This window comes from Hyphomonas sp. (genome assembly GCF_041398385.1).
In the GTDB taxonomy this organism is placed as follows: domain Bacteria; phylum Pseudomonadota; class Alphaproteobacteria; order Caulobacterales; family Hyphomonadaceae; genus Hyphomonas.
The window spans coordinates 14938-40322 of record NZ_JAWKUW010000006.1; the positions used below are offsets into that span (position 1 = coordinate 14938).

Genomic DNA, 25385 nt, shown 5'->3' on the forward strand with positions numbered 1-25385 from the left:
TCCTCATATGGGGCGCCGTTGCCGGTATCCAGAGCGAAAATCAGGCCATTTCCAGGCCCGGTCCTGCGCCGTCGGGTTCCCTGCGGCGCAAATCGGCCCCATATGCCGTCAGATGACCACGACCGACACACCGCAAAAGGATCATGACAAGATCGAGAGCGCCGATGGCGGTCTCTGGGTCTCGATCCTCCGAATCCTGAAGCTGCTGGCCCGGCCGGAGCTGAAAAAGTGGCGCCTGGTCATGGCGGTTGCGGTGATTCTCACGCTGGTCGCATCGGTCCTCGAAGTGGTCTCGCCGCTGCTGATCGGCCATGCCATCAACCAGGTTGCGCCTGCGGGCGGCGCGCCGGCCCTGTTCGGGGCGGCGCTGGCCTGGCTCGCCATCGGCATCGGGGTGCGGTTCGCCGCGGCCGGCCTGCCACAGGTGCGCGACTGGCTGTTCGCCCCGGTCAGCCAGGAGGCTCAGCGCGTCGCCAGTGTCGACGCTTTCGGTCATGCCCAGATGCTGTCGCTCAACTTCCACCAGACCCGGCGCACCGGTGCCCTCAACCGCGTGATCGAGCGCGGGGCAGGGGCCATCGATTATCTGATCCGCTTCCTCGCCTTCAATATCGGGCCCACCTTCGTGCGCCTCATTCTTGCCTCCGTCGCGCTCGGCATCGCTTTCGACGTGAAGCTGTCGCTGATCGCGGTCGTGACGATCGCCGTCTATGTCATTGCCACGGTCATCATTACCGAATGGCGCGTGCGCCAGCGCCGCAAGATGAACGAGGCGGACACGCATTTCCGCGCTATGGCGGTCGACATCCTGACCAATTTCGAAACCGTCAAATCCTTCGCCGCCGAACGCCGCGAGACCGGCCGCTTCAGCCATGCGATGGGCGTCTACAATGAGCGCTATGTCGAGACCGTGCGCTCCATGTACGTCCTCAACACGACGCAGGCGCTGGTAATGAATGCCGGCCTTGTGGCCGTACTCGCCCTGTCGGCTTGGAACGTGATTCACGGGAAAATGGAAATCGGCGATCTCACCGCCGTCATGCTGATGATGCTGTCGCTCTACGCGCCGCTCAACATTCTTGGTTGGGCCTGGCGCGAGATCAAACAGGGCGCGGTGGACCTCGAAAAGCTTTACGGCCTGCTCGATATGAAGGCCGAAATCACCGATGCACCGGACGCCATCGAGCTCGCGCACCCGATCGGTGAGGTTCAGTTCGACCATGTCTCGTTCAGCCATGAAGGCCGCGCCGTCGGCGTGCAGGATGTCAGCTTCGACCTCGCCCCCGGCAAGAAGGTCGCCTTCGTCGGCACGTCGGGCGCCGGCAAGTCGACCCTTCTGAAACTCCTCTTCCGCTTCTATGACGTAAAGGGCGGCCGCGTTCTGGTGGATGGCCATGACGTCCGCACACTGACGCAGGAATCGCTGCGCCGCGCGCTCGGCCTCGTGCCGCAGGACGTGGTCCTCTTCAACGACACGATCCGTCAGAACATCGCCTATGCCCGTCCCGATGCGAGTGATGAAGATGTGCGCGATGCGGCGCGGCGCGCCCAGCTACTCGACTTTATCGAGAGCCTGCCGGAAGGCTGGAATACGCGCGTTGGCGAACGTGGCCTGAAACTCTCCGGTGGCGAGAAGCAGCGCGTCGGCATCGCCCGCGTCATCCTCGCAGACCCGGCCATTCTCGTTCTCGACGAAGCAACCTCTGCCCTCGACAGCGCCACCGAACAGGCCGTGCAGGAGGCCCTCGACGAAGCCTCGCAGGGCCGCACGACGCTGATGGTGGCCCACCGGCTCTCCACCGTGAAATCCGCCGACGAGATCCTCGTCCTCGAAGCCGGGCAGGTGATCGAGCGGGGCGATCATGCCGCCCTGCTGGCAAAAGCTGGCAAATATGCTGATATGTGGGAACGTCAGGCCCGCAGCGCGAATCTCGCGCTCGCGGCTGAATGAGGGTAATGGCTGAACGATGGACGATCTGGAGCGCAAATCGACGCCCTGGCTGAATGGCGGGTTCGACGTGGAAGGCATCGCCGCGGCGCTTGCGGCGCTGCTCGTCGCGCTCCTGCTCGGCTGGATCTGGGCACCGCTGTTCTGGATTGGTTTTGCGGCCGCTGTGGCGGCCCTGTTTGCCGCGCGTTGGGCAAACCGCACTCCGCCGGAAGTCGCCAATGGCGTGGTCGCGCCGGTGGATGGCATGGTGGTTTCGGTCGGTCTTGCGGAAGTGCCGCCGGAACTGCGCCTCGACCAGAAGCCGATGACCCGTATCCGCATCTCTTCCGCGCCCACCGCCACCAACAAGGTCTACACGCCGATTTCCGGCAGCCTCGAGAACGCCATCGTCGAAGACGGCGACAACTCCATTCCCTTCGCCATGCGCCCGGACGATGAGGGCCTTGCGCGCGCCTTTATGTCCTTTGAGAGCCAGGGTGACCATGTCGGCGTGAAGCTTGCCTCCGGCGGCTTTGGCCCGCGGCTCGATATCGACATGGTGGCCGGCGACATCGCGCGGCTCGGCCGGCCCTGCGGCACGCGCCGCCTCGGCGGCTGGTGCGACGTGTTCTTGCCGGCCCATGCCGCCGTGACCGCCTGGCCCGGCCAGTCTCTGGTCGGCGGGGAAACGGTCATCGGCCGTCTCGGCGCCGAGTCCGAGATCCGTTATCCGGTGGCGGAGGCCAAGGAAGAAGACGCGTTCGAACCCAAGGTCGAAGAAGCCGAGGATATGGACGACGACTATCTCTCGCCCGACGAGGCCGACATGTCTGAAGACCCGGCGGTGCTGTTCGCCCGCCTGCGTGAAGCGGCCCGGCGCAGCGAAGAAGGCGACTGAGCCTAGTCCTCTTCCGGCGGCACGGCGCCCCGGTTCATCCACGCAAACAGCGGCTTCAGCGGAATGATCCAGCCGATCCCCGCTACCACATAATAGATAAGGTGCGCCCAGTGCGGCCAGCCGGCAATCAGGCCGCCGACCGTCACGGCCGCGACGATCCAGAATCCCATCCAGAGCAGCAGGAGGATGGCGGTGGCTGGCTTTCGCATGGGGCAATCGACCTTTCTGCAGCTTGCGACGACCGGGACACTTGCCGGGCCCGGCCCCCGCGTCAATTAAAGCGCATGAGCAATTCCGCAATCTCCCCGGCTGCGTCGCGCTGGATCCGCCTGTGGCTCGTGGCCGTTGGGCTCATGGTCTACGCCATGATCCTGATCGGCGGCGCAACCCGCCTCACCGATTCCGGCCTCTCCATCACCGAGTGGGATCCGATCAAGGGCGCCATCCCGCCGCTCTCCGCCGCGGCCTGGAACGATGCCTTCACCAAGTACCAGGAGACCGCCGAGTACCGGCTGGTCAATTCCGGCATGTCCATGGCGGAGTTCCAGCAGATCTACTGGTGGGAATGGGGCCACCGCTTCTTCGGCCGGATGATCGGCCTTGTCGCGGTCGGCGGACTAGTCGTGTTTGCCCTGCGCAAATGGCTGAATGGGCCGCTCGCCCGGCGTCTCATCCTCCTGATCCTGCTCGGCGGCCTTCAGGGCGCGATCGGCTGGTGGATGGTCTCCAGCGGCATCGGCGAAACAACGCGGGTGGATGTCGCGCCGTACCGGCTCATGACCCATTTCATGCTGGCGCTACTCATCATCTCCATCACCGCCTGGATTTGGCTGGACCTCGGCAACCGCGACCGCAAGCCTGCCTCTGACCGGGCAAGGTTCGCTGCAAAGCTGCTGCTTGGCGCCATCTTCGTCCAGATGGCTGCCGGAGCGCTTGTCGCCGGGCTCGATGCCGGGCGAACCTATAATGACTGGCCCCTGATGGCGGGCGAGATCGTGCCGTCTCATTATATTGAGCAGGGCCTCGGCATCCGCAGCCTGTTCGAAGGCCGCGCCGCGACGCAGTTCAATCACCGCCTCATTGCCTACGCCATCTGGGCCGGCAGCCTTGTGGCCGCCTGGGCGTTCCGGCGCGCGGCGCAGGGCAGGGCCTTCGTCCACCTTGCGGTGCTTGTCAGCGCGCAGGCGCTCTGGGGCATCTTCACCCTGCTGAACGCCGCGCCGATGAGCTTGGCCCTCGCGCACCAGGCGCTCGGCGTGATCGTCACACTCGCGGCTGTCCGCCTCGTCTGGCTGGTGTCGGCGCCTAGTTCGTCCCGGCCAGCGTAATCACGCTGGGGTCGATGAACACGACCTGGTTGTCATCCGGCGCCACTTCGCCCGCGACCACGATCAGCCCGCCCGGATAGCCGCCGGACATCATCGTGCCCATGGCCGTCATGGCGTCGACCGAGTCGGGCATCACCACGGTGATCCCGTCGCGCACCTTCAGGGCCGAGGACGTCATGCCGAGATCGGTGGAGAGGTTTAGCGCCGAATCCTCCTCCAGCGACAGGAGGCCGGAGAACCCGCCCCGCACCAGCGGCGCTGCCGCCACCGCGCGCGGCGAGGCGACCAGCGTATCTTCGGTATAAGCGCAGGACCGGATCGGGAAATCGGTAAACGTCGAATCGCCGCGATCCCAGGAGAGTTCGCCCTCGCTCTCGCGCACGATCCCGGCCTGCAGCACGCGGTTGTTGGTTTCCGTCCAGAAGGCAAGGCGCATCAGGCCCTCGGTGCCGGTCGGGCCGGAACAGATGCCGGCAATATGAGACTCGCCATCCACCGGCAGGTCCACCTGCGCCGGGGCCATCAGGCCCTCGCCATAGACATAGGCCTTCATGGCGCCGTCGTCGGTAACACCGGGGAACAGGGTCAGCGTGCGGCCGGCAATCGTCGCGGCCTTGCCGTTCGCCAGCGCCCGGATCCGGAACTGGATCGGCTCGCCGAGCCGTTCGGCATCCATGTTGAACAGCTGCAGCCCGCCATCCTTGTAGGCGACCGCGAGAACGCCCCCGGTTCCGCCCGAAAGCGCAAGAGAGCGTACCGGGCCCGCGAGAGAGCGGGTCGCCCAGACGGCCGGAAGCTCCACATCTGCAGCAATTTCAGCAGCTTCAGGCGCGATTTCTGCCGCCTTTTCCTGCTTGCTGCACCCGGCTGCGGTAAAAAGCAGGGCAAGTCCAAGCCCTGCGTTGACAACGGGGGATGTGGCGCTTAAACGCCAGCGCTTGAATTCCATTCCAAGAACTCCGAAAGCGAGAGGCTCTGAGTAGAGCGATGAAAACCTATAACGCACCCGTGGACGTCGAGAATAAGTGGGTCGTGATCGACGCGACTGATGTCGTCGTCGGACGCCTTGCTTCTTACGTCGCCAAACGCCTGCGCGGCAAGCACCGCCCTGACTTTACTCCGCACATCGACACCGGCGATCACGTCGTTGTTATCAACGCGGAAAAAGCAAAGTTCACCGGCAACAAGCTGACCGACAAAGTCTACTACCGCCACACCGGCTATCCGGGCGGCATCAAGTCGACCACGGCCGGCAAGGTCCTTTCCGGCCGCTTCCCGGAGCGCGCCATCCAAATGGCCGTGAAGCGCATGCTGCCGAAGGAAAGCCCGCTGGCCCGCAAGCAGTACGGTAAACTGCGCGTGTACGCTGGACCGGAGCATCCGCACGTGGCCCAGAACCCCGAGACCGTCGACTTCGCGTCGATGAACCGCAAAAACGTCAAAACGGCCTGATCATTATGACCGATACTGCAAACTCCCTCCAGGACCTTGGTGCCATGGCTGGCGGCACTGCCGCTGATGCCCCGGTGAAAGTCGCCGAGCCAAAGATCGATGCCCAGGGCCGTTCCTACGGCACCGGCCGCCGCAAGGAAGCCGTCGCACGCGTCTGGATCAAGCGCGGCTCCGGCAAGATCACCATCAACGGCCGCGACCAGGAACAATACTTCGCGCGCCCCGTGCTGCGTATGGTCATCGCCCAGCCGCTGATCGAAGCCGGCCGCGAGAGCGAGTTTGACGTCATCGCAACCGTGAAAGGCTCCGGCCTCATGGGTCAGGCCGGCGCCGTGCGTCACGGCATCGCCCGCGCACTCGTCAACTTCGAGCCGGGCCTGCGTCCGGTTCTGAAGCCGCACGGCTTCATGACCCGCGACCCGCGCGTGGTCGAGCGCAAGAAGTACGGCAAGGCGAAAGCCCGCCGCAGCTTCCAGTTCTCGAAGCGCTAAGCCGCATCCGGTTTTTCCTTTTCGGGCGGGCGCTTCGGTGACGAAGCGCCCGCTTTGCTTTTGTCTTGCGTTTGAATAGGGGCGCGAAGCGCAATGTTGCCCAAAGTCTTCATCGATGGCGAAGCCGGCACGACCGGCCTTCAGATCGCCGACCGGCTGCGTGGCCGGACAGATCTCCAGCTCATCTCGATCGATCCCGGCAAGCGCAAGGATTTCGACGAGCGCGCGCGCCTGATGAACATGGCCGACGCCGTGATCCTCTGCCTGCCGGATGATGCCGCCCGGCTCGGCGTGTCGCTGGTGACGAACCAGAATACGGTGATCATCGACGCCTCTACCGCCCACCGCACGGCAAACGGCTGGACCTATGGCTTCCCCGAAATGGACAAGGCCCAGCGTGCCGCTTTGCGGGCGGCGCGGCGGATTTCCAATCCGGGTTGTTATCCCACCGGCATGATTGCGCTCATCCGCCCACTGACGGGCCGTGGCCTGCTGCCGGCCAATTGGCCCGTGCATGTGCACGCGGTGTCCGGCTATTCCGGTGGCGGCAAGTCGATGATTGCGGAGTTCGAGGATGCGGGCGCGGAGGGGTACACCCACGACAATTACCGCATCTACGCCCTCGGCCAGAAGCACAAGCATATCGGCGAGATGAAGCGCTACGGCCGGCTGGATAACGCGCCGCTGTTCATGCCGTCGGTCGGGCGGTACGCGCAGGGCATGATCGTCGAGATCGCGCTGCCGCTCTGGGCGCTGCCGGGCAAGGTGACGCGCGGCGCCATCCATGCGGCGCTGGCCGAAGCGTATGCCGGAGAACAGTTTGTCAAAGTCATTCCGCTGGCCGAAAGCGATGCGCTGAAGGGGCTTGAGCCGGAAGCCTGCAACGGCACCAACCGGCTCGAACTGTTCGTGTTCGGATCGGATGAAGAGGCGCGCCTCGTCGCCCGCCTCGATAATCTCGGCAAGGGTGCCTCAGGCGCTGCCGTGCAGAACCTGAACATCGCGTTGGGTCTGGACGAAGGGGCAGGGCTGCAGACCTAGCCCGCGCCCATGCTTCGACTTCGCTCAGCATGAGCGCTACGTCAGCAAAACGGGTGCGTGGCTCATCCTGAACGAAGTCGAAGGATGATCTGGCGGGGGCTAAAGCGGCAGCTTGATGTCGCTGAGGCGTACTTTCACGTAGCGGCCGGGCGCCGGGCCGAGGCCCATGTCCTTCGGCTGCTTCGCATTGACCTTCCGGCCGGATTTCGGGCGCAGCCAGTCCCACCAGGTCGGCCACCAGGAACCCTTGATTTCCTCCGCGCCGCTCAGCCATTCCGCGCCCGTTGCCGGTGAGGCGTCATTGGTCCAGTGGCAGTACTTGCCGGAGTCCGGATGGTTCACCACGCCGGCAATGTGGCCGGACGCGGCCAGAACGAATTTCGTATCGCCGCCGAACACCTTGGAGGTGCGATAGACGCTCTCCATCGGGCAGATATGGTCGTCGCGGCTCGCCTGCACCATGATCGGGATCTTGACCTGTTTCAGGTCCACCGTCTGGCCCATCACCTTGAAGCTGCCCGTAGCGAGGCGGTTCTCGGCATAGCATTCCTTGAGGTAACGGCGGTGCACATTGCCCGGAATATTGGTCTGGTCGGCGTTCCAGTAGAGCAGGTCGAACGGGCGGGGCGCCTTGCCCAGCATGTATTCGTCGATGACATAGCGCCAGACGAGGTCGATCGGGCGCAGCCAGTTGAAGGTCTCGTACATCATCGAGCCCGGCATCACGCCGCCATTATCCTCGATGACGCTGTCGATATAATCCCGGCCCGGACCATCGGTGAAAACCTTGAGGTCGCCCGCGATTTCGAAATCCGACTGCGAGGCAAAGAAGGTCGCGGCCTTGATCCGGTCGTCGCCGGTTGCTGCCATATGTCCGAGAGCGGAGGAGAGCAGCGTGCCGCCGATGCAGTAGCCGACGGCGTTGAGATCCTTCGCCCCGCTCGCCATCAGTGTCGCCTCGACGGCGGCATAGACACCCTTCTGGACATAATCGTCCCAGGTGTAGTCCTTGGTCGCCTCGTCGGCGGAGCGCCAGGAGACGACGAACAACGGCAGGCCCTTGTCGACCAGCCAGCGGATCATCGAATTCTTTTCCTGAAGGTCCAGGATGTAGAACTTGTTGATCCAGGGCGGGAAGATCAGAAGCGGACGCGAATAGGTCTGCTCGCCACTCGGCGCATAATGGATAACTTCTATGAGGTCGTTTCGGAACACGACCTGGCCGGGCGCTGTCGCGATATTCTCGCCCACCTTGAACGGCGTCTCGTCGGTCTGGCTGATATAGAGCTTGCCGCCGCCCTTCTTGATGTCGGCGCGGGCAAGGCGCAGGCCGTCCAGCACGCTCTGCCCGCCGGTCTCGACAAAGGCGCGCAGGGCCGTCGGGTTGGTGCCGAGGAAATTGGTCGGCGACAGCGTCTCGGTCAGCTGGTTGGTAAAGAACTTTGCCCGTGTGTGCAGGTTTTCCGGCAGGCCGGTCGCATGGTCCGGCAGGCTGTTCAGCCAGCGGGTGTTGAGGTCATACGCCTTGCGCATGAACTTGAAGGCCGGGTTGCGGTGCCATTCGGGGTCGGAGAACCGCTTGTCGGTTTCCTTGTGGTCTTCCCCGATCAGGGATTCGGTGGCCATCTCCTGCCACAGCTTCATCCAGCCCTGCATCAGTTCCATGTTCGCGGTGAACATGGCCTGGGGGTTGGAGGCGATATGCCAGCCGACGGCGCGGAAAGCTTCGCCCACTTTCATGGGGTCGCCCTGGCTCACTGTGCCCAGCGGGCCGGACCCCATTAGGACATCAGCAAGAAGTGCTTGGGATTCTGTATTGGCGAGGGCAAGAGTGGTCAGCAGGATCTGCAGGCGTATGGGATCCTGGCTGGCCATCAACTGGGCCAGGGAGTCGGGCGTGTTTCTGTTTCTGTCGTTGCCGCTCATTCGTCCCACTATCGCCTGTTTTTGCGGTCCTTAACTATGCGCCGCAATGTTTGTGATTTAGTGAGTTTAACCATGAAAAACACGGCGATTCCCCTCATGAGCGTGTCGATCCTGCTGTTGGCAGGGTGCACGAACTCATTTGCGCAGGTCCGGGACGCCGTTAACCAGGCCCCGGAATGGTATGGCGAGCGCCGTGCCGAGATCCGCGGCGAGGGCTATCCGAAGCTCTATGAGGTGCCGGAACTCGCTGCAGACCAGATGCCCGGCAAGACATTGCCGGTCTCGGCGGGCCGGGTTCAGGTGCTTCAGGCCATGTTCGACGGGAACGAGCGAGCGGCCCCCCCCGCTGACGCAGCGGCCGAAATGGCAGCGCTGCTGCAGCGGGTAGACGCGGATTTCGCCGGATTTCCGGCCGATCCCGGTTTCCTGACGCAGGAAGAGATCATGGCGATCGAAGCTGCGTTTAACGTTCCCCGAGTGACTGAAGGCCTCAAGGTCCACCGCTAATGAATACCGACTTCCACAAGATCCGCCGCCTGCCTCCCTACGTGTTTGAGCAGGTGAACCGCACGAAAGCCGCCCTGCGTGCTGAGGGTGCCGACATCATTGACCTCGGCATGGGCAATCCCGACCTGCCGACCCCGAAACATATCGTCGACAAGCTGTGCGAGACCGCGCGCAAGGAAGACGTTAACGGATACTCCGCCTCGCGCGGCATTCCGGGCCTGCGCCGGGCGGTGACGGACTATTACAAGCGTCGCTTTGGCGTCACCCTGAATAAAGACCGGGAAGTCATCGTGACGCTCGGCTCCAAGGAGGGCTTTGCCAACCTCGCCCAGGCCATCTCGGCCCCCGGCGACGTGATCCTCGCGCCCGATCCGTCCTATCCGCTGCACCATTTCGGCTTCATCATTGCCGGCGCCTCGATCCGCGGCGTGCCGGCCCAGACGCCGGAGCAATATCTCTCGAACCTCGGCAAGGCCGTGCACTATTCCGTGCCGCCGCCGACGGCGATGGTGCTCTGCTATCCGTCCAACCCGACGGCCGCCGTGTGCGACCTCGACTTCTACAAGGACGCCATCAAGTTCGCGAAGAAGCACGAACTCTGGGTGCTGTCGGATCTTGCCTATAACGAGATCTATTTCGAGGAGCCGACGCCCTCGATCCTTCAAAGTCGACGGGGCCAAGGACATTGCGGTCGAGTTCACGACCATGTCGAAGACCTATTCCATGGCCGGCTGGCGCATGGGCTTCGTCGCGGGCAATGAGAAGCTGATCGCCGCGCTCGCCCGCGTGAAATCCTATCTCGATTATGGCGCCTACACGCCGATCCAGGTGGCGGCCGTTGCTGCGCTCGACGGCCCGCAGGACTGCGTGGACGAGACCCGCGCCATCTATAAGTCACGCCGCGACGTGCTGGTGGAGAGCTTCACCCGCGCCGGCTGGCCGATCCCGAGCCCCAAGGCCTCGATGTTCGCCTGGGCCCCGATCCCGGAACAGCTGCGCCATCTCGGCAGCCTCGAATTTTCGCTGCAGCTGATCAACGAGGCCCACGTCGCCGTCGCCCCCGGCGCCGGCTTCGGCGAGCATGGCGACGGCCATGTCCGCATCGCCCTCGTGGAGAACGAACAGCGCATCCGCCAGGCCGCCCGCAACATCCGGAAATTCCTCGCCAAACGCGGCGTGAAGGAGATCAAGCCTGCGGCCGCGGCAGCGGAGTAGGGTGCGCTCCAGTTCTCCGCTCATCCTGGTGTTTGCTTGGGTGAGCGGATTTGGGCCCGGTCCTCCGCGCACATGCTTCGACTTCGCTCAGCATGAGAGCTAGGAAGGCGCCGCGGTAACCGGACTCATCCTGAGCGAAGTCGAAGGATGAACTGGCGGGAGGAGGAGCCCCCGTTGGTCAACCCTCCTCGTAGCTGAACCCGCCATTGTTAAGCACGACACGGCCATCGCCACCGAGGGTCTGGAAGATGGCCGTGCCGTCCTCGCCTTCGCCGGTCCAGATATTGATGGTCAGCGCTTCGCCCGGCAGCACCGGCGAGGAGAAGCGCCCATCCATTGCTTTGAACCGGGCCGGTTCGTTGCCGCACAGCGCGGACAGAAGCGCCCGCCCGGTGAAGCCATAGGTGCACAGGCCATGCAGGATCGGCTTCGGGAATCCACCGACATCGGAGAATTTCTTGTCGGAGTGCAGCGGGTTGCGGTCGCCGCTGAGGCGGTACAGCAGGGCCTGGTCCGGCCGGGTCTGATAGGTGACGCTATGGTCCGGCGTCCGATCCGGCGCGACATTGGCCTTGTCCGAAGGGCCCCGGTCGCCGCCAAAGCCACCTTCGCCGACGATAAAGACGGATGAGGTCAATTCGAACAGGGGCTTGCCATCGGACGTCAGGATGGCCTCGGCCTTCGTGGCGACGACCGCGCCCTTGCCCTTGTCGTAAATGCCGGTGATCTCGTCGTTGAGCGTGATTTCGCCCTTCACCGGGATCGGGCGGTAAAGGCGGATGCCCTGTTCGCCATGCACCAGCATGCGCGGGTCATAGCTCCCGGCATTGCCCATGGCTCCGCGTCCGCCCTCGGCATTGAACCCTGCCAGCACGCAGAAGGTCGGCAGCACTTTCTGGTCCACGCCGATCGTGTTCTCGGTCGTGAACTCCAACTCGGACCCGACCGGGTCTTCGACGCCGCAGCCGACGCCGAGCGCATAGAGCAGGGCGTCCCGCGAGTCCCACGCCCAGGTGCGGGGTGTTCCCTTGGATCCGACGGCATCCGGATTGACTGGCATGGTGTGGCGCTCCCTCTGTTTCTTATGTGTGCGCTGATTAAGCATGTTGCCGCGGACCTCTGCAATGCCGCTGGTTTGGGCGGTCCACCCCTTTCCCCCGCGCCCCAAACCCGCTAGGCAGCAGCGCGAAGAGTGAGATGTGAAAGGGGCGCCCTGTGGCACCTTTGAGAATAGGAATCGCAGGCCTCGGCCATGTCGGCTGCGGTCTGATCGAACTGGTCCAGCGCCAGCAGAATCTGCGCCTGCCGGGCAAGGTGGAAATCGCCGGCGTCAGCGCGCGCAGCCAGTCGCGCAACCGGCCCGTCTCGATTGACGCCTATCCCTGGTTCGATGACGCCGCGACCCTCGCCGAAGACCCGAATGTCGACGTGTTCGTCGAACTCGTCGGCGGCAGTGACGGCCCGGCGAAATTCGCCGTCGAAACCGCCCTCAAGGCCGGCAAGCATGTCGTCACCGCCAACAAGGCCCTGATGGCAAAGCACGGCATGGCGCTCGCGAAGCTTGCTGCGGAAAAGCAGGTCGACCTGCTGTTCGAGGCGGCTGTGGCAGGCGGCATCCCGGTCGTCCGTGTGCTGCGCGACAGCCTCGCGGGCACCGAAGTCAAGCGCGTCGCCGGCATCCTCAACGGCACCTGCAATTATCTCACCTCCACCATGCTGGAGCAGGGGCGGGAATATGAAGACGTCCTCGCTGAGGCCCAGCGCCTTGGCTATGCCGAGGCCGACCCGACGCTCGACGTGTCAGGCATGGACGCCGCCCACAAGGCGGCCATCCTCTCGGCCATCGCCTTCTCGGCCGACCTCGATTTCTCCAAGGTTTCCGTCTCCGGCATCGACCAGATCAGCCTCCTCGACCTGCGCATGGCCGACCGGCTCGGCTTCCGGATCAAGCTGATCGCGGAAGGCGTGCTGACCGACAAGGGCGTCGTTTGCCGCGTCGAACCGCTGGCCCTTCAGGCCACGCATCCGCTCGCCCGCGTCAATGGCAGCCTCAACACCGTCCGCATCGAAGGCGACCCCGTTGGCGCCATCACGCTGACCGGCCCCGGCGCCGGCTCAGGCCCCACGGCATCGGCCGTCATGGGCGACATTGCAAAACTCTTCCGCCCGGCCATCCGCCCGGCTTTCGGTCGTGCCGAGCACCACAAGGCGCGCCCCTTCGTGGCCGGCGCCGCCGACGAGGTTGCGCCCTTCTTCCTGCGCATCCGCCTTGCCGACCAGCCGGGCGCCCTCGCCGCCCTCACCGAGGCGCTCGCCGCCGAAGGCGTGTCGGTGGACAAGCTTTTGCAGGATTCTGCCGATGAAAGCGGGGCTGCACCGGTCGTTATAGTCACGCATCGCTGCCCCCGCAGTCACATGTTGGCAGCGCTTGCGCGCCTTGAAAAAATTTCAATACCAATTGACGCGCCACGGCTTATTCGTATCGAAGCGGCAAGCTAATTGCTTCAGAAGCGGCAAAACGAAACAAGATATCCGCGTTCGGAGAGTGAAAATTCATGAAAAACAATGTTCTGACGCCCAGCCTGGCGGATTCCATGGTCCGCGTGACCGAATCAGCGGCCATCGCTGCCTCGAAACTGGTCGGCCGCGGCGATGAGAAAAAGGCTGACGCTGCTGCCGTTGATGCAATGCGCACCGCCTTCAACGCCGTCGATTTCAAAGGCCGCGTCGTCATCGGCGAGGGTGAGCGCGACGAAGCCCCGATGCTCTATATCGGCGAGGAAGTCGGCACCGGCACCGGCCCGGAAATCGACATTGCCCTCGATCCGCTGGAAGGCACCACGCTGACCGCCAAGGCCATGGCGAACGCGCTGGCTGTACTGGCCATTGCACCGCGCGGCGGCCTGCTGCACGCGCCGGACACCTATATGGACAAGCTGGCCATCGGCCCCGGTTATCCGGAAGGCATTGTCAGCCTCGGCGCCTCGCCGGCTGAAAACATCACCGCCCTCGCCAAATTCCAAGGCAAGGACGTGTCCGACATGACTGCCTGCGTGCTCGACCGCCCGCGCCATGAAGACATCATCGAAAGCCTCCGCTCGGCCGGCGCACGTGTTGCGCTGATTACAGATGGCGACGTTGCCGGCGTCATCGCCACGACCAACCCGCTGACGGGTATCGACCTCTATGTCGGCTCCGGCGGCGCGCCGGAAGGCGTCCTCGCTGCAGCTGCCCTGAAATGCGTCGGCGGCCAGATGTTCGGCCGTCTCGTCTTCCGCAATGACGACGAGAGAAAGCGCGCCGAACGCGTCGGCATCACCGATCTCGGCCGTACCTATTCGCTGAACGAGCTGGCCTCGGAAGACACCGTCTTCTGCGCCACCGGCGTCACGCAGGGCACCCTGCTGAGCGGCGTGCAGCACCGCGATGGCCGCGTCCACACGCACTCGCTGGTGATGACCTCGGCTGACGGCATGGTCCGCTACATCCGCTCCAACCGGAAGGCATAAGCGGGGGCCAATCCCGCCCATGGCTGTGCTAGGCTCTCCGGATCACTGATTCCGGAGCGCCCATGTCCCTGCCAGCCCGCAAGACCGAAGACCTGCTGTTCGGCGTCGACCGGTCCGCGACCGGCCGGTTCTGGACCCTGTCGCCGGTGGATGAGGCGCTGGTGCGCCGGCTTGCCTCCAGCGTCGGCGGGTCGGACCTTGTGGCGCGCCTGCTCGCCGGGCGCGGCGTGGAGCCGGGCACGGCCGGCGCTTACCTGTCCCCCACGCTCCGCGACAGCTTCCCCGACCCGTCCAGCTTTGCCGACATGGACAAGGCGGCCGCCGTTGTGCTCGACGCCATCCTCGACAAGAAGAAGGTCACTGTCTTCGCCGACTATGATGTCGACGGCGGCACCAGTTCCGCCATCCTCACCCGCTATTTCCGCGCCTGGGGCGAGGAACTCGGCCTCTACGTGCCGGACCGTCTGGAAGAAGGCTACGGCCCGTCGCCCGAAGCCTTCCGCCACCTTAAGGAAAGCGGCAACGACCTTGTCATCACCGTCGATTGCGGTGCAGCCGCCGTGCACGCGCTGGAAGAGGCCGAGCGGATCGGCCTCGACGTCGTGGTCATCGACCATCACCTCATGTCCGGTCACCATCCGCCTGCCGCGGCGCTGGTGAACCCGAACCGGCCCGACGATACGTCCGGGCAGGGGCACCTCGCCGCCGCAGGCGTGGTCTTCGTCTTCGTCGCGGCGCTGAACCGGCTCGCGCGCGAGCGCGGCATTGCCCCGTCCGACGGCCTTCCGGACATCATGCACCTGCTGGACCTTGCCGCCCTCGGCACGCTGTGTGACCTCGCCCCGCTGCGCGGAGTGAACCGCGCCTTTGTCCGGCAGGGCCTGACCATGCTCTCGCGCGGCCAGAATGAGGGCCTCCGGGCGCTTGCGGATGTGTCCGGCATCAGCAAGGTCGAGACGGTCTACCACGCGACCTTCATGCTGGGGCCGCGCCTGAATGCAGGTGGCCGCGTCGGCGATCCATGGCTTGCCGCCAAACTGCTCGCCACCGACGACCGCGCCGAGGCCATCGCCCTCGCTGAACAGCTCCATGCCCTCAACGAGGAACGCAAGGCGGTCGAGGCCGCCATTCTCGATCAGGCGACGGCGCAGGCGGAGCAGGCACTGGCAAAGACTCCCGACCGCGGCATCCTTATCGCCGCCGGCGAAGGCTGGCATCCCGGCGTCATCGGCATCGTCGCCGGTCGCCTCAAGGAACGCTTCCACTTGCCCAGCATCGTCATCGGCTGGGGGCGGGGCCTCGGCCCCGTCGCGAAGGGGTCCGGCAGATCCGTCACGGGCGTGAACATTGGCGACGCGATTTCCGCCGCGGCGCGCGAAGGCATCATCCTGTCCGGCGGCGGCCACGCGATGGCGGGCGGCCTCAGCCTCGAGCCGGACCAGATCCCCGGCTTCGACCGATGGATGGTCGACCACATGGCCCAGTTCACTGCAGAACGTGCTGCTGCGCTTGAACTCACCATCGATGCCGTGCTCGCCCCCGGCGCCGTGACAACAGAGCTCGCCGACCAGATTGCGGGCCTCGGCCCCTATGGCGCCGGTGCGCCGGAACCGGTTTTTGCACTCCAGTCCGTCCATGTCAGCCATGCCCGTCAGGTAGGGGCGAACCACCTCAAGATCACGGCCGAGGATGCAACCGGGCGCCTCGACTGCATTGCCTGGCGCGCGGCAGATGCGCCGCTGGGCGAAGTCCTGACGCCGGGCAGGAAAGTGCATCTGGCCGGGCGCCTGAAGGCCGAAGAATGGAATGGACGCCGCCGGGTGCAGCTGGAAGTGATGGACGCCGCCGAGGCGTGATATATGTGCAGAAAGCCGGTGACAGGTGGCTTGCCCAACCCTGCATCAGCCGCTATATGCCCTGTTCTTCAAGCCGGTGCGGTCCCTTCGTCTATCGGTTAGGACGCCAGGTTTTCAACCTGGAAAGAGGGGTTCGATTCCCCTAGGGACTGCCAACGCTCCATGTTCCCTTACATTGCGTTTTGCCTGTCGCTGCGTCAGATTTCGGCGGCCAGAAGCGCATTTCGGCTGAATTCATCCAGCACCTTATCCAGAATGCGCCCGGCGCGGATGGCCGGGGTCGCTGCGTCCTCCCATCCGTCAACGGTGATGGTTCCGTCCTGGATCAGGCTTGCTATGCGGGCGGCTCCATTCCCCGTCTACCAAGGGCCTATATTCCAGGATGTGGGGCTCGCAGACACCCATGCAGGTCTGGGAGAGATCGCTTCATTCGCGATGTCATCCATGATGGACTGGAATTCGTTGCAGCTTGATGCGCACGACCCGATGCATCACGATGTCAGCTTCTGGTCGTCCTGAGGTCCACAGTCACGCCATGGTCCGCCACGCCTGCGCCAGCGCGTCAGGCGCCCCTGTGCCAAAGATATAACGGTCAGGCCGGATGAGGACGGCGTCGGCCTTGTGCTGGTCCAGCCATTCGCCGAGCGCGTTCGAAAACGCGCCAGCGCCGCCGCTGTCGAGATGGACGCATTTCAGGCCAGGCTGATCCGGAAATGTGCCGCGCCCGACCAGCCAGGGCCCGGCGCCCAGCAGGTCGTCGAGACGCTCCGCGCCGCCCTGTGACACCGCCTGCGGAAAATATCCGCCCGCGCCGGCGCTGCCCGCGAGGATCGCGCCCGACGCAATGTCCGGATAGTTCGTGCGGCCATCGGGCGACTGTCCCGCGGCCCTTGCGGCCAGCATCTGCCGGTCGCGCTCCGCGGCGGCGGCGGGATCGGTGATGCACACGGTCCGGCCCATCATCATCGCCATCTGGATCGTTGCGCGTGCATGCGGCTCGCGTTCGGCCTGGTAGGTGTCGAGCAGGCTGTCGGGGGCTTGCCCGGTGGCGATCAGGCCAAGTTTCCAGCCAAGGTTCGCCGCGTCGCGCGCGCCTGCGCAGAGGCCCTGTCCGGCGAAAGGCGGCGTCTGGTGCGCTGCATCGCCAGCCAGCAGCACACGGCCCTTGCGCCACTGCTTCGCCACCCGCGCATTGAACCGGTAGACCGCCTTGCGCTCCAGCGTGACGGCACCCTCGACATTCCACGGCGCCAGCAGGCGCGCGATTAAGGCATCGTCCAGCACATCCTCCGGCGTCTCGCCTGGCAGGATCATGAACTCCCAGCGGTGACGCCCTTCGCCCATCAACACGCAGGTCGTCGGCCGCGCCGGATCGCAGATCTGCAGGTTCACCTTCGGCAGCCGGTCGAAATCGTGGACGATCGTGTCTATCACCAGCCAGGGCTCGTCGAATTTGAGATCGTCCAGCTCGATGCCGGCCGCGGTGCGCACCGGGCTGCGGGTTCCATCCGCGCCGACAAGGTACGCTGCGGTGAGCATCCGCGGTCCGTCCGGTGTCTCGAACGTCGCGCTGATGCCTGTGGCAGTATCTTCGCACCCAGCGAAACTCCAGTTGACGCGCAGGTCTGCATGTCCGCTGTAAGGCAGCCGGTTCCTCAACGCGCGTTCCAGCGACGGCTGATGGATCATGTTCGCACCGGGCCAGCCGCCGGGGCCGGTCTGGTCGGATCCATCGAACCGCAGCAGGATCTCGCCGCCCGCCGTCAGGAAATCATAGTGGCTGGTCGTGCGGCTGGTTGCCGCGATTTCATCTGCCGCGCCGACCGACTGGAAGATCCTCATGACTTCATGGTCGATATGTGCCGCCCGCGGCAGCGGATAGATGTCCGCTTCCTTCTCGCAGACAATCACAGAGGCGCCGTGTTGCGCGGCGATCAGCGCCAGCGCGATCCCGGTCGGGCCGCCGCCGACGATCAGGACATCGCAGTCATGGGCGGACATGGCTCATGCCTCCTGTTGCATCGTGCCTTCGATGCTGCCGAGGCCCTGGATCGCACATCGCACCACGTCGCCCGGCTTCAGGAACTGGCGCGGCTCCATCGCTGCGCCGACGCCGCCCGGCGTGCCGGTGAAAATCACATCGCCCGGCTCAAGCGTCATCGCCGCCGACAGATGTTCGATCTGCTGCCAGATGCTGAACACAAGGTGTCGGGTGTTGGAGGTTTGTCTCATGTCTCCGTTCACGGAACAGCTGATGTCCAGCGCGTGCGGGTCGGCCACTTCGTCAGCGGTCGTGATCCAGGGGCCAATCGGGGCGTGCGTGTCGAAACTCTTGCCCAGCGACCATTGCGGTCCCGCATGTTGCCACATCCGCTCGGTCACGTCATTGCCGACACAATAGCCGAAAACGTGCTCGTGCGCCTTGTCAGCGGGAATGTACTTGCCACCCTTGCCGATGATCGCAACCAGTTCGACCTCATAGTCGACATAGGGCGCGTTGCGCGCCAGAAGGATCGGGTCATAGGGGCCGTTGATAGAGGTCTGTGCCTTTGTGAACCATATCTGTCGCGTCGGCGTGTCCATTTTCGACTCTGCGATATGGTCCGCATAATTGAGGCCGATGGCCCAGATCTTCCCCGGCCGCTTCACAGGCGCGTGCAGGTGTACGGAGGAAAGAGGCTTGCCCGCACCCGATACGGAACGGCCTGCGAGGCTGTCCTTCACCTCGTCCCATCGTGCGATCAGCTCCGGCATCGCGCCATCGAAACCGGCATCGATGAGCGTATCGTCCGCGACGATTCCAATGCGGGCAGGGCTATCCGGCGTGTCACTATAGGTCGCGAGTTTCATCTGCGTGTCCTTCCTGGCGGTGCGCCGCCATCTGTAGGGGAGGGAGTTATGGGGAGCGGGACGACCTATTTCGGCCCGTCTTCTCCGGCCAGCATTGGATGAGGTGTGCCCCATTGGACCGCGAGCAGGGCCGTGAACGGCATCTTGTTGGGCGGGTCCGCTGCCGTGAAGAGGTCGCCATCGGTCCAGTGTTCCAGCTCGTGACCCCACGGGTCGCGCCAGTAATCGAACACCTGGCTGCCCATGATATGCCGGCCGACACCCCAGGCCTGGTCGCGTCCCTTGGCCTTGAGGTGCGCATGGCCCAGCATTAAATCGTCAAGATGCGCGACTTCAAATGCGGCATGGAGAAAGCCCGGCGGTTGGGGCAATTGGGCGAGGAACAGCGTGTGATGATCCGTCGGCTGATCGCCCCGGTCGCATCGCATGAAGGCGCCCATTGCGGCGCCCGGTGCCATTTCGATCTCATCGGATGTCAGGAAACCGAACCGTTCCTTGTACCAATTCTCAGATGCGCGGAAGTCCGAGACATTCAGTACGCAGTGGCCGAGCCGGAGGACATGCGAGGGCCCCTGCGCGAGCCGGATCGTCTTGCGCAGCCGTGGCCGCGCCGCAGCCGTATTGTGCGGGGTGTCGCTAAGGGGCGCTTCCGGCACGGCGGGGGCCTGACCGGCGACCACCTCCACAAGGAACCCGTCGGGATCTGTCAGCCGCACCACATGGCCGCCACCCGGATCGTCCAGGGCTTCAACCTCGGCGCCCTCCCGGCGCGCCAACGTCTCGAGATCGGCCAGGGATTCCGCACGAAAGCCCAGCGCCTTGAACGCTGGTTCGCCCTGTTCCGTGCAATGCGTGAAGGCCGCGCCGTCAGAGCCCCGGCCATAGAGCCGGCCGCCATGCTCCGAACAGATCAGGCCGAAATCTTCGAGGAAAGTGCGCATTTCCGACAGGTCCGGCGCGGCGAACCGCACATGAGAAATGTCTTCGATCCTGATAATCGGTTCCACCTTTTCCTCCCTTGTCATTAATTGACTTTTTAGTCATATACTGTTAGGTGACTATTCAGTCAAGTGGAGCCGGTGATGGCAGGTCCAGTCGCAGAGAAGCCCGAAAACCCGCGCAGCATCCGCACGCGGCAATCCCTCGTGGCGGCGGGACTCCAGCTTTTCGCGGAACGCCCGGTAGATGCGGTCCCGATCGACGACATCGTTGCGGCGGCAGGTGTCGCTAAGGGCAGTTTCTTCAACCATTTTGAAGACAAGCAGAAATTCGCCGATGCCATCGGCGCGGAAATCCGGATGGACCTTGAGGCGCGGGTCAGCGCGGCCAACCGGCACCTTGAAGATCCCCTTCAGCGCCTGACGGGCGGCATGCGCGTGGCGGTGGACTATACGCTGACGGAGAAAGAGCGCTCGATCGTGATGACACGCGGGTTCCGGCTGATGACTGGCCGGGACCACCCACTGAACTCCGGCTTGCGCAAGGACATCGACGCGGCGAGCGCGCAGGGCCTTGTACGCAAGGAGGCAGAAACGACAGGCCTTCTGTTCTGGCTCGGTGCCTGTCACTCCCTCATGGCGAGCGTCATCGAATTGCGGCTGTCACGCCGCAAGGCGGCGGCGCTCATGCAGGACATGATGTTCATGGCACTGCTGGGGCTCGGCGTAAGCGAAAAGCAGGCGCGCGGCCTTGCAGACGAAAGCGCAGCCATGCTGCTTGTTGCGCCCGCAAAGGCGAGCTGACGCGACTGTTCACCCGTCCGTCTCCGCGAGCGATCCCGTCATCACCATGAGCGTGAGCAGGTCGGATTCGACTTTTGCCCTTTGCTCCGCCACGGCGCGCTCGGCAGCGATGGTCGACCGGCGGCTGTTCAGGAACTCCGTTATGGTGATTTCGCTGAGCTCATAACCCTTGCGCATCGTGCCAAGGTATTTTTCAGAAGCGGCCGCCGTCGCCAGCGCGGTCTCGTACATCGACAACGACGCTCTCAGGGACACGCGCGCGGCCTCGACCGCCTGATAGGTTTCCCGCTCGACGCCCACTCGGTTCAGCTCGGCAACGGTCGCATTCGCCGACATTTCGCGCGAATAGGCGCGCCGCGCCGATCCGCCGATGGGAATGGTGATGCGCGCCATCAGGCTGGTCTCGGAGCCGCCGAACTCATTGCCGAAATCGAGGCCCAGTGTCGGGTCCGGCAGGGCGTCCATGCGCGTGCGCCGCGCGCGCAGCTGGGCCTGCTCGGCCTCAAGGCGGGACTTTCGATAGGCCGGGGTCTGGTCCAGCGGGGCTGCCAGGACTTGCTGGAGGTTCTCGTCGGACCAGTCGAGCGCGAAGGCCCGCTCCGGAAACGGCGTGTCCGGATAGCGGGCAACCAGCGCCGCGCGCGCGGCTTCAGCCGCATTCCGGTCCTGTTCCGCCTGCAGGAACAGCAGGCCGGCTTCTGCCGCCAGCTGGTCGGCGCGGATCTGGCGTTGCGCGCCCTTGTCGACCGCGACCTGTTCCAGCTCCGCAATGCGCCGGGCTTCGTCCGCTTGGACGGAGGAGGTCTCCTGCATGAGTTCGGCCTGCCGCCACGCGCTCCACAGCATCGCAAAGTGCCGGCGTTCGGCCTGCAGAACCTGGTCGAGCGAGGCGCGGGCAAGCTCGTTCTCGATGCGGGCGAGGCCGTAATCCGCCTCCCGCTTCTTCGGAAGGCGCACCGTGCGGGCCACGCCGGCGGACCATTCGGTATAACTTTCGTCAGACGCCAGAGGATTGTCGATCTTGCGCTGGCCGCCGCTGGCATTGACTTCGAACTCATACGGCCCGGCAGCAATCCGGTCTGCGGCAGCCGCGGCGCGGCCCAGGTCCGCGTCGGCAGCGAGATAGGCGGGGCTGGTGCGGACAGATTGTTCCATGATGTCCACGATCGGTGCGGACTGGCCAAATGCAGGCAGTGCGAACAGGCTGGCGCAGATCGCGGTGGCGGCAAGAAAGAGACGTTTCATTTCAGGCGTCCAAAATCGAGTACGGGTTCAACCCAGTAGGAAATCTGTCGGCGCGGGCAGGCGCGGCGCACGGCTTCGAGGACATGGGCAATGCCGTCCTCCGGCAGCACCATGATCACGGTGAAAATCCTCATCGCGCCTTTCACCTTCTCGGCGGTGGAGGCAAGGTCCATCGAGCTGCCGCGGCCGAGGCCGTCCTGGCTGGTATAGCCCGGCAGTTCCGGCACCAGCCCGTCGAGCGTGTCGAGCAGGGTGGGCTCGATACTCTTTGGGCAGACGAGGGTCAGTTTGCGTAGGGGCGTGTCCATTGGACCTCTCCTTGCGGGATGCCGGCTGGCGTGCGGTCGACGCCGAAGCGGCGGTAGAGCACGGGCAGCAGGAACAGTGTCAGGATGGTGGACGAGACAAGTCCGCCGATCACCACGATGGCGAGCGGGCGCTGCAGCTCAGATCCTGGTCCGTGTGCGAACAGAAGCGGCACGAGGCCGAGCGCGGCGGCGGTGGCCGTCATCAGCACCGGCCGCAGGCGGCGCGCGGCACCCTGGCGCACGGCCTCTTCGGTTTCATAGCCGAGCGCACGCAGGTCGTTGAAGCAGGTCACCAGAACCAGCCCGTTCAGCACCGCGATGCCGAGCAGCGCGATAAAGCCGACCGATGCGGGCACCGACAGGTATTCCCCCGACAGGCTGAGCGCGATGATCCCGCCGACGAGCGCGAACGGGATGTTGAACAGGATCAGCAGCGCCTGACGCAACGAGCGCAGCGTTCCGAACAGGACAATGAAGATGAGGCCAAGCGACAGTGGCACCATCAGGGACAGGCGGGCCGAGGCACGGCGCTGGTTCTCGAATTCGCCGCCGAATTCCAGCGTATAGCCGGGCGGCAGCGGGCCGATGGCATCGACGGCGGCCTGTGCATCCGTGACGAAGCCGACAAGGTCTCGGCCCGTCACGAAGGCTTGCACGACGGCGTAGCGCGACCCGTTCTCGCGGGAGACCGAGGCAAGGCCGGCGACGCGGGAAACATGCGCAACATCCGACAGGCGCACGGTCTGCCCCTGTGCATTCACCAGCATGATGTTGTCGAAATCGTAGGCGGCGGCGCCCGCGGCCTGATCGGTGCGGATGAGGATGGGCGTGCGCCGGCCGGGCTCGATCACTTCCCCGGCCGAGACGCCTTCGAGCCGTGCGCGCAATTCGTTCTGGATGGTCACGACGTCGAGGCCGAAGCGGCCGGCGCGGATGGGGTCGATATCCACCTGCAGGTATTCCGACACATCGTTCGAGGCGGTGAACACATCCGATGCGCCCGGCACCTCGGCAACAGCACGTTCGATCTGGCCGGCAAGGTCGGCGAGTTCGGCCGAGTCTGCCCCGAAGATCTTGATGGCGAGGTCGCCGCGCGAGCCGGTCAGCATTTCGGAGACGCGCATCTCGATCGGCTGGGTAAAGGAAGACTCGATGCCGGCAAATTCATCCACAACGGTGCGGATCTCTTCCACCAGCCATTCCGTATCCGGACCACGCCACTCTTCGCGCGGGGCGAGTTCGAGGAACATGTCGCTTTCATTAAGGCCCATCGGGTCGAGGCCGAGTTCGTCGGATCCGATCCGGCCGATAATGTGCTCCACCTCCGGCACCTTCTCGATGATCGCCGCCTGCACGCGCATAGCGTCGGCTTCGCTCTGGTTGAGATTGATCGAGGGCAGGGCCGCGAGCTGCATCACCATAGAGCCTTCGTTCATGGTCGGCATGAAGGTCTTGCCCGTCGCGGTATAGGCGAAGGCTGCGATTACAACGCTGATGGCGGCGGCCGCGTAGATCACGATGGGGGCGCCGAGAACGCCGCTCAGCATGCGGCGATAAGCCGGCCCGATCACGCGCATCAGCAGCGTCTCATGCCCGCCGGTCGATTTCAGCAGGTAGGAGCCGAGCACCGGGATCAGCGTACAGGCCAGCAGCAGGGCCGAGCCGAGCGCGAACACGATGGCGAGTGCCACCGGCGCGAACAGCTTTCCCTCCAGGCCCTGCAGCGTCAGCAGCGGCACGAAGACAAGGCAGATGATGAAGATGCCGGAGGCCGTCGGCAGCGCGACTTCCGAGGCGGCGCGATAGATCACGTGCAGCTTGCTGGCGCGCGGGTTCTCGTGCAGCCGCTCCACGGCATTTTCGGTCACCACGATGGCGCCGTCGACAATCATGCCGATGGCGATGGCAAGGCCGCCAAGGCTCATCAAATTGGCCGACAGGCCAAACAGTTTCATCAGCAGGAAAGTCGCAAGTGCGGACGCCGGCAGGATCAGCGTCACCACCAGCGCGGCGCGCCAGTCGCCGAGGAAAACGATCAGCAGCAGGATCACCAGCACGGCGGCGATCAGCAGTGCCTCGGTCACCGTCCACACCGCCTTCTCGATGAGGTCCGACCGGTTGTAGAAGACTTCGATGCTGACGCCTTCGGGCAGGCTGGCTTCGAGTTCGGTGAGCTTCTGTTCCACGCCGCTGACAACGGTTCGCGCATCGGCGCCGCGCAGGGCGACGACGATGCCTTCCACCGCTTCGCCCGTTCCATCGCGGGTGACGGAGCCATAGCGGGTCAGGCTGTCGAGGCGGACGGTGGCAACATCGCGCACCCGGATGACCTGCCCATCCATTTCCCGCACAACCAGCGAGGCGATGTCGGCCTCGTTCTCTGTGGCACCGATGGAGCGCACGACGAGGGCTTCCTCGCCTTCGCTGATCCGGCCTGCGCCGTCATTGCGGTTGTTGTTCTCAAGCGTCGACTGGATGTCGGCGAGGCTGATGCCGGCCATCGCCATGGCGGCTTCGTTGGGGATGACATTGAATGTCCGCACACGGCCACCGAGTGCGTTGACATCCGCAACGCCGGGCAGGGTGCGCAGCGCCGGGCGGATCACCCAGTCGAGCAGGGAGCGCCGCTCTTCCAGTGTCAGGTCGCCGCCTTCGATGGTGAACATGAAGACTTCCGAAAGGGCGGTCGAAATCGGCGCAAGTCCGCCATTCACCGTTTCAGGAAAGTCGCCGCTGACAGCCGTCAGGCGTTCGGAGACCTGCTGGCGGGCCCAGTAGATGTCGGTGCCTTCGCGGAAGTCGATGGTAATGTCGGCAATGGCATACTTCGCCTTGGCGCGCATGATCGTCTGGTTCGGAATGCCGAGCAGTTCCATTTCCAGCGGCCGCACGACGCGCGACTCGACTTCCTCGGGCGTCATGCCCGGCGCCTTCAGGATGATCTTCACCTGCGTCGGCGCAATTTCGGGGAAGGCGTCGATCGGCAGTTTCGCCGAAGCGAACAGGCCGGACACGATGAGCACAAGGGCCGCGCCGAGAATGAAGATCCGCTGCGTCAGCGAGAAGGCAACAAGACGGTCGAGCACG

Annotated in this window: 22 protein-coding genes, 1 tRNA gene and 1 pseudogene; 14 read left to right on the forward strand and 10 right to left on the reverse strand. The window is 64.6% G+C overall.

Translation table 11 applies throughout. The annotated features are described in order from the left end of the window. Window positions 1-112: 112 nt before the first annotated feature. Entirely contained in the window at window positions 113-1951 is a 1839-nt protein-coding gene (locus R3C13_RS11925) for an ABC transporter ATP-binding protein/permease (RefSeq protein WP_371311053.1), read from the forward strand. Window positions 1952-1967: 16 nt separating this feature from the next. After that, window positions 1968-2828 (forward strand): phosphatidylserine decarboxylase, encoded by an 861-nt coding sequence (locus R3C13_RS11930; RefSeq protein WP_371311054.1) that lies wholly within the window; start codon window positions 1968-1970, stop codon window positions 2826-2828. Between the two features lie 2 nt (window positions 2829-2830). Here R3C13_RS11930 and R3C13_RS11935 read toward each other — a convergent pair whose 3' ends face one another. Continuing rightward, on the reverse strand, window positions 2831-3037 hold the full coding sequence (locus tag R3C13_RS11935) for a DUF2842 domain-containing protein (RefSeq protein WP_371311055.1): 207 nt from the start codon (window positions 3035-3037) through the stop codon (window positions 2831-2833). A gap of 75 nt (window positions 3038-3112) precedes the next feature. On the opposite strand from R3C13_RS11935, the gene R3C13_RS11940 reads away from it, so the two are divergent. Then, window positions 3113-4156 carry a COX15/CtaA family protein gene (locus R3C13_RS11940; protein WP_371311056.1) on the forward strand — a complete coding sequence of 348 codons (1044 nt, stop codon included), beginning with the start codon at window positions 3113-3115 and terminating at the stop codon, window positions 4154-4156. On the opposite strand, the gene R3C13_RS11945 is transcribed toward R3C13_RS11940, so the two are convergent. Continuing rightward, window positions 4134-5105, reverse strand: coding sequence for a hypothetical protein (locus R3C13_RS11945; RefSeq protein WP_371311057.1), 972 nt, complete (start codon window positions 5103-5105; stop codon window positions 4134-4136). The genes R3C13_RS11940 and R3C13_RS11945 overlap by 23 nt on opposite strands. 38 nt (window positions 5106-5143) lie before the next feature. On the opposite strand from R3C13_RS11945, the gene rplM reads away from it, so the two are divergent. The 3 genes from rplM (at window position 5144) to argC (ending at window position 7140) form a co-directional block, all read left to right on the forward strand. Next, entirely contained in the window at window positions 5144-5608 is a 465-nt protein-coding gene (gene rplM, locus R3C13_RS11950; protein WP_371311058.1) for a 50S ribosomal protein L13, read from the forward strand. A gap of 5 nt (window positions 5609-5613) precedes the next feature. Then, entirely contained in the window at window positions 5614-6099 is a 486-nt protein-coding gene (gene rpsI, locus R3C13_RS11955; protein ID WP_371311059.1) for a 30S ribosomal protein S9, read from the forward strand. Window positions 6100-6192: 93 nt separating this feature from the next. After that, window positions 6193-7140 (forward strand): N-acetyl-gamma-glutamyl-phosphate reductase, encoded by a 948-nt coding sequence (gene argC / locus R3C13_RS11960; RefSeq protein WP_371311060.1) that lies wholly within the window; start codon window positions 6193-6195, stop codon window positions 7138-7140. A 99-nt stretch (window positions 7141-7239) separates the two neighbouring features. Here the strand turns inward: argC and R3C13_RS11965 are convergent, their stop codons facing one another. Next, window positions 7240-9066 carry a PHA/PHB synthase family protein gene (locus tag R3C13_RS11965; RefSeq protein WP_371311061.1) on the reverse strand — a complete coding sequence of 609 codons (1827 nt, stop codon included), beginning with the start codon at window positions 9064-9066 and terminating at the stop codon, window positions 7240-7242. Window positions 9067-9138: 72 nt separating this feature from the next. On the opposite strand from R3C13_RS11965, the gene R3C13_RS11970 reads away from it, so the two are divergent. After that, window positions 9139-9573, forward strand: a complete 435-nt coding sequence (locus R3C13_RS11970; protein ID WP_371311062.1) for a hypothetical protein — start codon at window positions 9139-9141, stop codon at window positions 9571-9573. Continuing rightward, window positions 9573-10788 (forward strand): annotated as a pseudogene (locus R3C13_RS11975) (LL-diaminopimelate aminotransferase). Before R3C13_RS11970 ends, R3C13_RS11975 begins: the two are co-directional and overlap by 1 nt. Before the next feature lie 178 nt (window positions 10789-10966). Here R3C13_RS11975 and R3C13_RS11980 read toward each other — a convergent pair. Further along, complete coding sequence (locus R3C13_RS11980; RefSeq protein WP_371311063.1) at window positions 10967-11848, reverse strand: MaoC/PaaZ C-terminal domain-containing protein; 882 nt, start codon at window positions 11846-11848, stop codon at window positions 10967-10969. 155 nt (window positions 11849-12003) lie between these two features. On the opposite strand from R3C13_RS11980, the gene R3C13_RS11985 reads away from it, so the two are divergent. From R3C13_RS11985 to R3C13_RS12005, 5 genes are all read left to right on the forward strand, one after another. Then, the gene (locus R3C13_RS11985) at window positions 12004-13287 is read left to right on the forward strand and encodes a homoserine dehydrogenase (RefSeq protein ID WP_371311064.1); all 1284 of its coding nucleotides are present in this window, start codon (window positions 12004-12006) and stop codon (window positions 13285-13287) included. Between the two features lie 56 nt (window positions 13288-13343). Beyond that, window positions 13344-14297 carry a class II fructose-bisphosphatase gene (gene glpX, locus R3C13_RS11990; protein WP_371311065.1) on the forward strand — a complete coding sequence of 318 codons (954 nt, stop codon included), beginning with the start codon at window positions 13344-13346 and terminating at the stop codon, window positions 14295-14297. 62 nt (window positions 14298-14359) lie between these two features. Further along, complete coding sequence (gene recJ / locus R3C13_RS11995; protein WP_371311066.1) at window positions 14360-16153, forward strand: single-stranded-DNA-specific exonuclease RecJ; 1794 nt, start codon at window positions 14360-14362, stop codon at window positions 16151-16153. Between the two features lie 80 nt (window positions 16154-16233). Further along, a tRNA-Glu gene (locus R3C13_RS12000) sits at window positions 16234-16308 on the forward strand. 7 nt (window positions 16309-16315) lie between these two features. Next, window positions 16316-16672: a hypothetical protein gene (locus R3C13_RS12005; RefSeq protein WP_371311067.1), complete on the forward strand. Its 357-nt coding sequence runs from the start codon at window positions 16316-16318 to the stop codon at window positions 16670-16672. A gap of 9 nt (window positions 16673-16681) precedes the next feature. Here R3C13_RS12005 and R3C13_RS12010 read toward each other — a convergent pair whose 3' ends face one another. From R3C13_RS12010 to R3C13_RS12020, 3 genes are all read right to left on the reverse strand, one after another. Beyond that, entirely contained in the window at window positions 16682-18154 is a 1473-nt protein-coding gene (locus tag R3C13_RS12010; RefSeq protein ID WP_371311068.1) for a bifunctional 3-(3-hydroxy-phenyl)propionate/3-hydroxycinnamic acid hydroxylase, read from the reverse strand. Between the two features lie 3 nt (window positions 18155-18157). After that, entirely contained in the window at window positions 18158-19003 is an 846-nt protein-coding gene (locus tag R3C13_RS12015) for a fumarylacetoacetate hydrolase family protein (protein ID WP_371311069.1), read from the reverse strand. A gap of 65 nt (window positions 19004-19068) precedes the next feature. Beyond that, window positions 19069-20010 carry a VOC family protein gene (locus R3C13_RS12020; RefSeq protein WP_371311070.1) on the reverse strand — a complete coding sequence of 314 codons (942 nt, stop codon included), beginning with the start codon at window positions 20008-20010 and terminating at the stop codon, window positions 19069-19071. A gap of 75 nt (window positions 20011-20085) precedes the next feature. On the opposite strand from R3C13_RS12020, the gene R3C13_RS12025 reads away from it, so the two are divergent. Then, a complete protein-coding gene (locus tag R3C13_RS12025) occupies window positions 20086-20745 on the forward strand; it encodes a TetR/AcrR family transcriptional regulator (RefSeq protein WP_371311071.1) in 660 nt (219 codons plus the stop codon). Between the two features lie 9 nt (window positions 20746-20754). Here R3C13_RS12025 and R3C13_RS12030 read toward each other — a convergent pair whose 3' ends face one another. From R3C13_RS12030 to R3C13_RS12040, 3 genes are read right to left on the reverse strand one after another with little or no spacing between them, the layout of a single operon-like run. After that, window positions 20755-21990 carry a TolC family protein gene (locus R3C13_RS12030; protein WP_371311072.1) on the reverse strand — a complete coding sequence of 412 codons (1236 nt, stop codon included), beginning with the start codon at window positions 21988-21990 and terminating at the stop codon, window positions 20755-20757. Beyond that, a complete protein-coding gene (locus tag R3C13_RS12035) occupies window positions 21987-22298 on the reverse strand; it encodes a DUF3240 family protein (RefSeq protein ID WP_371311073.1) in 312 nt (103 codons plus the stop codon). Before R3C13_RS12035 ends, R3C13_RS12030 begins: the two co-directional genes overlap by 4 nt. Next, window positions 22274-25384 carry an efflux RND transporter permease subunit gene (locus tag R3C13_RS12040; RefSeq protein WP_371311074.1) on the reverse strand — a complete coding sequence of 1037 codons (3111 nt, stop codon included), beginning with the start codon at window positions 25382-25384 and terminating at the stop codon, window positions 22274-22276. Before R3C13_RS12040 ends, R3C13_RS12035 begins: the two co-directional genes overlap by 25 nt. Window position 25385: the final 1 nt, after the last annotated feature.